We start from the raw sequence: 8,052 nt of genomic DNA on the forward strand, positions 1-8,052 counted from the left end.
GGTCTGAACGGAGCGGAGACGTTTCAGTCCGCGCATTGGCCGCACCCGTGCTTTCAACCGTGGTCGGGTGGCCCGGGCCCCGGGTCGTCCTCGCCCGGCCGGTGCCGCCCGCCCGTCACCACGGGAGCGCTCCGCCGCTCATGCCGACCGCCGCCGTGGCGCCGCCGCCCCGCCGGCCGGCTGCCACGGGCGCTCCAGCCGTCTTCTTCGGCCGCGCTCTGCTCACCGCATCCTCCCCTCCACCCGGCGGAGCCCGCCGAGATGCCTACGGGAAGTAGCGTGATGGCTGCACCGTGTCTCGTCCTGTTCGGCTGCCGTGCGACGGCGTGTCGCCCCCGGGCGTGTCCCGGCACATCGGTCGCGGGCGGGCGAATGCGCCCCGCCTCCCGGCCAGGGTGGCCGGATCCGGCCGGCCGGCCGTGTGGCGGACCGCCTGGGCGGTCATCGCGGCGACAAGGGGGAAGGATGTCCGTCATGACAAGCGGAGTGAACGACGCGACAGCCCGGGCGGCCCGCCGCACCGGCGCCCTGAAGAGCCACCTGCGGGTGGAGGTCGACCGCCAGGGCTCGGTTCCCCTCACGATCGTCGCTCCCGCCGCGGACGACCCGCCGCGCGGCGGCGTGGTCGTCGTGCAGGACGCCCGGGGCATCACGCCCTACCTGGTGTCGGTGTGCGACCGGCTGGCCGACTCCGGCTGGTTGGCCGTCGCCCCGCACCTCTACCACCGTGGTGGCATCGACGAGGTGGACCCGGCCGAGAGCTGGCAGGCGGCGATCCCGACGATGGGGACGCTCACCGGTCCGGAGATCGACACGGACATCGACGCCTCGATCCGCCACCTGGCCGCCGCCGGGTTCCCCGCGCAGCAGCAGGCGATCATCGGGTTCTGCATGGGCGGCACGGTCGCGCTGCACACCGCCACCCGCCACCCGCTGGCCGGGGCGATCTCGTTCTACGGCGGCGGTGTCAGCACCTCGGCCTGGCCGGGCGTGGCGCCGCTGGTCGAGGCCGCGCCCTACCTGCGCGGCCCCTGGCTCGGCCTCTACGGCGAACAGGACGCGCTGATCACGAACGATGAGATCGCGGCGCTCCGGGTGGCGGCGGCCCGCAGCGGCCGCCCGACCGATCTCATCAGCTACCCGGACGCCGGCCACGCGTTCCACAGCGACGACCGCGACGCGGTCTACCGCCCGGTCGCCGCCGCCGACGCCTGGTCGCGGGCGGTGCGCTTCCTCGACGAGAACGTCCGGCCGCGCTGACGCTCGGCCGGACCCGCCCGCTGCCCCGGCCGCCGCGACGCGGCCGGGGCGAGGCGGCTCAGGACGCGGCGGTCTCGGCGAGCAGATCCGCGAGCGTGCTGGCGGCGATCCGCTTGAACTGCCGGCGGGCGCGGGTGCGATCGAGCATGCCGACCTCCAGGTTCGCGGCCGTCAGGACCCGCTCGCCGTTCTGCGGCATGCCGGGCGGCACGCTGACGGTCAGCGCCCGCACGGCGACCCGCAGCGCCTCGGCGAGCGACTGGCCGTCGCGGTGGTGCTCCTTGAGGGAGGTGGTGACCTGGTCGGAGGCGCCGCCGATCGCGACGAAACCCCGCTCGTCGGCGATCGACCCGTCGAAGGTCAGCCGGTAGATCTGGTCGTCGTCGCTGCTGCGACCGACCTCCGCGACCACGATCTCGACCTCGTAGGGCTTCACGCTCTCGGTGAAGATCGCGCCGAGGGTCTGCGCGTACGCGTTCGCGAGCGCGCGGCTGGTCACATCGCGGCGGTCGTACATGTAGCCGCGCGAGTCCGTCAGCCGGATGCCGGCCGTGCGCAGGTTCTCGAACTCGTTGTACTTCCCGACGGCGGCGAACGCGATCCGGTCGTAGATCTCGCTGATCTTGTGCAGCGTCGCCGACGGGTTCTCGGCGACGAAGAGGATCCCGTCCGCGTAGGTAATGACGACGACGCTGCGCCCGCGGGCGATGCCCTTGCGCGCGTACTCGCTCTTGTCCCGGACCTGCTGTTCGGGGCTCGCGTATCCGAACGGCATGGTCACGTCAGCCTCCCGCGCTTGTCGAACGGTCCGCGATGAGGGCGGTCACCACGGGTCCTACCTCATCGTCGGCCAGGCGTCGGTATCCGTCCGCGGTCACCACGGCCACGATCGGGTACAGCTTGCGGATCAGGTCCGGCCCGCCGGTCGCCGAGTCGTCGTCGGCGGCGTCGTACAGTGCCTCGATGGCGATCCGCACCGCGTCGTCCTGGCTCAGGTCGGCGCGGAAGCGCTTCTTCAGCGAACCCTTGGCGAACACCGAGCCCGAGCCGATCGACTCGTACGTCCGCTCCTCGGACTTCGCCGCGGCGATGTCGTAGGAGAAGATCCGGCCCAGGCCGCTCTCCTCGTCGTACCCGGCGAACAGCGGGACGACGGCGAGGCCCTGAAGTGCCATCGGCAGGTTGCCCTTGACCATCGCCGCCAGCCGGTTGGCCTTGGCGTCCAGGCTCAGGGTCGCGCCCTCGATCTTCTCGTAGTGCTCCAGCTCCACCTGGAACAGCCGGATCAGCTCGGCGCCGACCCCGGCGGTCCCGGCATAGCCGACACACGAGTAGTCGTCGGCGTGGTGGACCTTCTCGACGTCACGCTGGGCGATCATGTGCCCCTGCGTCGCGCGACGGTCACCGGCCATGATCACACCGCCGGGGAAGGTCACCGCCACGATGGTCGTGCCGTGCGCCACCTCGGTCACCGGCGCGGGCAGTCCCGTGCGGGCTCCCGGCAACAGGTGCGGCGCCGACTGCGACAGGAACTCGGCGAACGACGATGTTCCCGGCGACATGAACACAGCCGGTAGACGCCCGGCGCCTCCCAGTGGATCAGTCACGCATCCCCCTCTCGGTATGACGTCTCGCGCGGGCGGTGGGGTCCCTGACCTCCGGGCTCCGCGTTCGACGTGCGCATGTGCACAACATAGGGCCATCACCGCTGGCGACGGCCGGGCAGGGCGGGGCGGTCCGGGTCACGCCGCGGCGGCCTTCCCGCGACGCGGGGCGCCGCGGCCACGCCGATGATCGTGGACAGGTCGAAGTCCGCGGCGGAGATCCACCCGGCGCCCGCGCTGGCCGTGACCCGCCGCTGCGGGCACAACCGTAATCACACACGTCCTGACCAGGGACGATCCATGCGGACCGCCGACCCGCCAGGAGCCTGCGTGGCCCGCTCGACACCGTCGACACCGACGCCACCGACCGGGCCACGGCCTGCCCACAGCCGCGGCGAACCGGCGCCGAGCCGGCCCCGGGGTGCTGCGGCCCCGCGAGGCACCGCCGCGATCGACAGGCACCTTCGGTGCGGCCCCCGCGCCGGCCCAGCCTCAGCGAGGCCGGGGCGCGCGGCGCGCGGTCACTCGCCGCCCTTCTGGACGTAGCCCTTCACAAACTCCTCGGCGTTCTCCTCGAGGACGTCGTCGATCTCGTCCAGCAACGAGTCGACGTCCTCGGAGAGCTTCTCGTGCCGCTCCTTGAGATCGCTGGCCTCGTTGTCCGCGACCTCGGCCTCGTCGGCCTCGTCCGAGCGCCGGTTGGTGTGCTGCTGCCCGCCGCCGCTGTCCTTGCTGGCCATGACGTCCTCCTTCGATCGCCTGGCGCGACACTATCCCGCCCCACCGACACCATCAGTCGGATCGGTGAGAGGTCCACTCCATCACGAACTGGCCGTCTCGTGGCCGCGTCCGCCCAGGGCGCAAATCGCCGGGCGGCCCGGGCGGCCCGGGCGGCGCCTTGGGGGGCCGGGCCACTCAGCGGCCGGCGAGGGCGTCCACCAGCTCGGCCGCGGTGGCGCAGCGGTCGAGCAGCTCGCCCACGTGGGCGCGGGTGCCACGCAGCGGCTCGAGGGTCGGCACGCGCTGCAGCGAGTCCCGGCCGATGTCGAAGATGACCGAGTCCCACGAGGCCGCGGCGACCTGCTGCGGGTAGCGGGCGAGGCAGCGACCACGGAAGAACGCCCGGGTGTCCTCCGGCGGCTCCGTCATCGCGCGGGTCACCTCGTCCTCGCTGACGACCAGGTCGAACCGGCCGCGCTCCACCAGCCGGTTGTAGAGCCCCCGGTCCGGGCGCACGTCGTGGTACTGCAGGTCGACGAGCTCCAGGCGCGGCGAGTTCCAGTCCAGGTTGTCCCGCGAGCGGTAGCCCTCCAGGATCGCCAGCTTCGCCACCCAGTCGAGTTCGCGCGAGCAGGTCGACGGGTCGACCTCGAGGCGACTGAGCACCGACTCCCAGCGGGCAAGGACGTCGGCGGTCTGCGGGTCGACGTCGGAGCCAAACCGGTTCTCGACGTACTTGCGGGCCTGCTCGTAGTACTCCATCTGCAGCTGCACGCCGGTCATCCGCCGGCCGTCACGCAGCTGGACCAGATGCTTGAGGGTCGGGTCGTGGGAGATGGCCCGCAGCGCCGCCACCGGGCCGTCCACGGACAGGTCGACGCTGAACCAGCCGTCCTCGATCATCGACAGGACCAGCGAGGTGGTGCCCGCCTTGAGGTAGGTGGCGACCTCGCTCATGTTCGCGTCACCGATGATCACATGCAGTCGGCGGTACTTCTCCGGGTCGGCATGCGGCTCGTCCCGGGTGTTGATGATCGGCCGCTTCAGCGTCGTCTCCAGGCCGACCTCGACCTCGAAGAAGTCGGCCCGCTGGCTGAGCTGGAAGCCCGCCTGGCGGCCGTCGACCCCGATGCCGACCCGGCCCGCGCCGCACATGACCTGACGGGAGACGAAGAACGGCGTCAGATGACGCACGATCTCCCCGAACGGGGTCGAGCGGGCCATCAGATAGTTCTCGTGACAGCCGTACGAGACGCCTTTGTTGTCGGTGTTGTTCTTGTACAGGTACACGGGCCTGGTCCCGGGCACGCCCAGCGCACGCCGGGCTGCCTCGGCCATCACCCGCTCCCCCGCCTTGTCCCACAGCACCGCGTCCCGCGGGTTGGTGACCTCGGGGGCGGAGAACTCGGGATGCGCGTGGTCGACGTACAGCCGCGCGCCGTTGGTCAGGATGACGTTGGCGAGGCCGAGGTCGTCCTCGTTGGCCGGGGCGGCGGGGTCGACCGCCGGCTCACGGGGCAGCTCGAAGCCCCGGGCGTCCCGCAAGGGCGACTCCTCCTCGAAGTCCCACCGGGCACGGCTGCCCGAGGATGACGTTCGGTTGGCATAGGAGTTCACCACCAAGGACGAAGCCAACATCTGGTTGGTGTTCGGCTGACCGGGCACCGACACTCCGTACTCGGTCTCGATCCCCATGATCCGGCGCGCGCTCACTCTGCAAGCCTAGGTGCTGCGCGGGCGGTCGGTTGGCCGGACGTCTCGCTTGTTTCTTCCGGGCGGTGCGAGCAGGCCCTCCCGGCCTGCGCCGGTCCTTCCCCCGGGACCCACTTCGGCCGGCACCGCCCGAAGGTGCGGGAAGGGCGGACATGCGAAAGCCCGCCACGGTCATGGCCGCCACCGACTTTCGACCGGGGACGACCACGAACCGCGACGGGCCCGCGCTGGGTGGTGCGGTGGTACGGGTGGTGCTGGTGGTGCTGGTGGTGCTGGTGGTGCTGGTGGTGCTGGTGGTGCTGGTCGTTCGGTGGTGCTGGTCGTTCGGTGGTGCTAGAGGTACTGGCCGGTGTTCGCGACCGTGTCGATGGAGCGGCCGGCCTCGGTGCCCTTCGTTCCGGTGACGAGCGTGCGGATGTAGACGATCCGCTCGCCCTTCTTGCCGGAGATCCGGGCCCAGTCGTCCGGGTTGGTCGTGTTCGGGAGGTCCTCGTTCTCCTTGAACTCGTCCATGCACGCGGCGAACAGGTACTGCATGCGCAGCCCCTTCTTGCCGCCCTCGATGTGCTCCTTGACCGCCATCTTCTTGGCGCGGGCGACGATGTTCTCGATCATCGCGCCCGAGTTGAAGTCCTTGAAGTACAGGACTTCCTTGTCACCGTTGGCGTAGGTCACCTCGAGGAAGCGGTTCTCCTCGCTCTCCGCGTACATCCGCTCGACGACCCGTTGGATCATGTTCTCGACGGTGGCCGCACGGTTGCCGTCGAACTCGGACAGATCATCCGGGTACAACGGCAGGCTGGTCACGACGTACTTGGCGAAGATGTCGCGGGCCGCCTCGGCGTCGGGCCGCTCCACCTTGATCTTGACGTCGAGCCGGCCCGGCCGCAGGATCGCCGGGTCGATCATGTCCTCTCGGTTGGACGCGCCGATCACGATCACGTTCTCGAGTTCCTCAACGCCGTCGATCTCGCTGAGCAACTGCGGAACGATCGTGTTCTCCACGTCCGAGGAGACACCCGAGCCACGGGTCCGGAAGATCGAGTCCATCTCGTCGAAGAACACGATCACCGGCATACCCTCGGAGGCCTTCTCCCGAGCGCGCTGGAACACCAGCCGGATCTGCCGCTCCGTCTCGCCGACGAACTTGTTCAGCAGCTCCGGGCCCTTGATGTTGAGGAAGAACGCCCGCCCGCTGCCCGCGCCGGTCATCTCTTCGACCTTCTTGGCCAGCGAGTTGGCGACCGCCTTGGCAATCAGCGTCTTGCCACAGCCGGGCGGGCCGTAGAGCAGCACGCCCTTCGGGGGCTTGAGCTGGTGCTCCTTGTAGAGCTCCTTGTAGAGGAACGGCAGCTCGACCGAGTCCCGGATCGACTCGATCTGGCTCTTGAGGCCACCGATCTGCTCGTAGCCGATGTCCGGGACCTCCTCGAGGACAAGCTCCTCGACCTCGGACTTCGGGATCCGCTCGAAGGCGTAGCCGGAGCGGGGCTCGATGAGCAGCGAGTCCCCGGCCCGGACCGGCCCGCTGAGCAGCGGCTGGGCCAGCATGACGACGCGCTCCTCGTCGGTGTGGCCGAGCACCAGTGCCCGGTCTCCACCCTCGAGGACCTCCTTGAGCAGGACGATCTCGCCCTGCCGTTCGAAGGCGCGCGCCTCGACCACATTGAGGGCCTCGTTGAGCATGACCTCCTGGCCAGGCTGCAACGTGCCGACGTCGACACTCGGCGACACGGTCACCCGGAGCTTTCTGCCCTGAGTGAACACGTCGACGGTGCCGTCGTCATAGTTGGAGACGAAGATCCCGTAGCCGCTGGGCGGCTGCGCGAGTCTGTCGACCTCCTCCTTCAGGGTGACGATCTGGTCTCGCGCCTCACGCAGAGTCGCGACCAGCCTGTCGTTCTGCCCTGTGACAGCCGACAGTTCGGCCTGGACCTGCGCTAGTCGTTCCTCCAGCACCCTGACCTGCCTAGGCGACTCGGACAACCTACGCCGCAGCATGGCCACTTCCTCTTCCAGGAAGGCGACCTGCGTCGTGAGCTCGTGTGAATCCTTCTCGTACGCCGACCGCCGTGATTCGGCATCACCTGGACGACCCGTGCTCCCATCGGAGCCAGAGCCCGAACGGGGACCGGACACTGCGCCTCCACCTCCCCCGTGCTGACCGGGACGCACCCACACTACCGTTGTGACCGCCGCTGGCAGGCCGGTCGCGCAAGGACGATCGAGCTTTGCCGTAAACAGCGGGTTACGGTGCCATGGTGACAGAAGATCGGAGCCCTGTGGCAACTCCAGCGAAGCCGGGCGTTTCGGCGAGCCTGCGCGTACGGGTCGACCAGGACGCCTGCACCGGCGACGGTCTGTGCGTCCAGCTCGCTCCGAGCGTCTTCGAGTTCGACGTCGACGGGCTGGCCTACGTGAAGGGCGGCGACGGCGAACTACAGACGGCGGCGGGGGCCTACGTACCCGTTCCCCTGCCGATCGTGGACGCTGTCGTCGACGCGGCCGACGAGTGCCCCGGCAACTGCATCTACGTCGAGCGCCCGGACGGCAGCCTGCAGGCCGGCGGCCCGAGCGACTGAGCCCCCGAGGCACCGCCGCCGACATCACCCGAACGTGCCAGTCAGGCCACGTGGCCGGCCGCCCTGGCCCGCCGCCCTGGCCCGCCGCCCTGGGTAGCCGCCCTGGGTAGCCGCCCTGGCCCGCCGCCCTGGGTAGCCGCCCTGGCCCGCCGCCCTGGGTAGCCGCCCTGGCT

At 70.4% G+C, this 8,052-nt stretch carries 8 protein-coding genes; 2 read left to right on the forward strand and 6 right to left on the reverse strand.

Annotated features, from left to right (window positions below; translation table 11 throughout):
- Positions 1–474: 474 nt before the first annotated feature.
- Positions 475–1,260, forward strand: coding sequence for a dienelactone hydrolase family protein (locus MXD58_RS14625; RefSeq protein ID WP_248840368.1), 786 nt, complete (start codon positions 475–477; stop codon positions 1,258–1,260).
- Between the two features lie 58 nt (positions 1,261–1,318).
- Here MXD58_RS14625 and prcA read toward each other — a convergent pair whose 3' ends face one another.
- From prcA to arc, 6 genes are all read right to left on the reverse strand, one after another.
- Entirely contained in the window at positions 1,319–2,041 is a 723-nt protein-coding gene (gene prcA, locus MXD58_RS14630; RefSeq protein WP_248840367.1) for a proteasome subunit alpha, read from the reverse strand.
- A 1-nt stretch (position 2,042) separates the two neighbouring features.
- Positions 2,043–2,867: a proteasome subunit beta gene (prcB, locus tag MXD58_RS14635; RefSeq protein WP_248840366.1), complete on the reverse strand. Its 825-nt coding sequence runs from the start codon at positions 2,865–2,867 to the stop codon at positions 2,043–2,045.
- Between the two features lie 95 nt (positions 2,868–2,962).
- On the reverse strand, positions 2,963–3,130 hold the full coding sequence (locus tag MXD58_RS14640; RefSeq protein WP_248840365.1) for a hypothetical protein: 168 nt from the start codon (positions 3,128–3,130) through the stop codon (positions 2,963–2,965).
- Between the two features lie 255 nt (positions 3,131–3,385).
- A complete protein-coding gene (locus tag MXD58_RS14645) occupies positions 3,386–3,604 on the reverse strand; it encodes a ubiquitin-like protein Pup (RefSeq protein ID WP_248840364.1) in 219 nt (72 codons plus the stop codon).
- Positions 3,605–3,779: 175 nt separating this feature from the next.
- Positions 3,780–5,297, reverse strand: coding sequence for a depupylase/deamidase Dop (gene dop / locus MXD58_RS14650; protein ID WP_374616123.1), 1,518 nt, complete (start codon positions 5,295–5,297; stop codon positions 3,780–3,782).
- 333 nt (positions 5,298–5,630) lie between these two features.
- The gene (arc, locus tag MXD58_RS14655; protein ID WP_248840363.1) at positions 5,631–7,436 is read right to left on the reverse strand and encodes a proteasome ATPase; all 1,806 of its coding nucleotides are present in this window, start codon (positions 7,434–7,436) and stop codon (positions 5,631–5,633) included.
- Between the two features lie 119 nt (positions 7,437–7,555).
- Between arc and MXD58_RS14660 the strand changes: the two genes are divergently transcribed.
- Positions 7,556–7,879 (forward strand): ferredoxin, encoded by a 324-nt coding sequence (locus MXD58_RS14660; RefSeq protein WP_248840362.1) that lies wholly within the window; start codon positions 7,556–7,558, stop codon positions 7,877–7,879.
- Positions 7,880–8,052 lie beyond the last annotated feature (173 nt).

This window comes from Frankia sp. AgKG'84/4, from assembly GCF_023242965.2.
Taxonomy (GTDB): Bacteria; Actinomycetota; Actinomycetes; order Frankiales; family Frankiaceae; genus Frankia.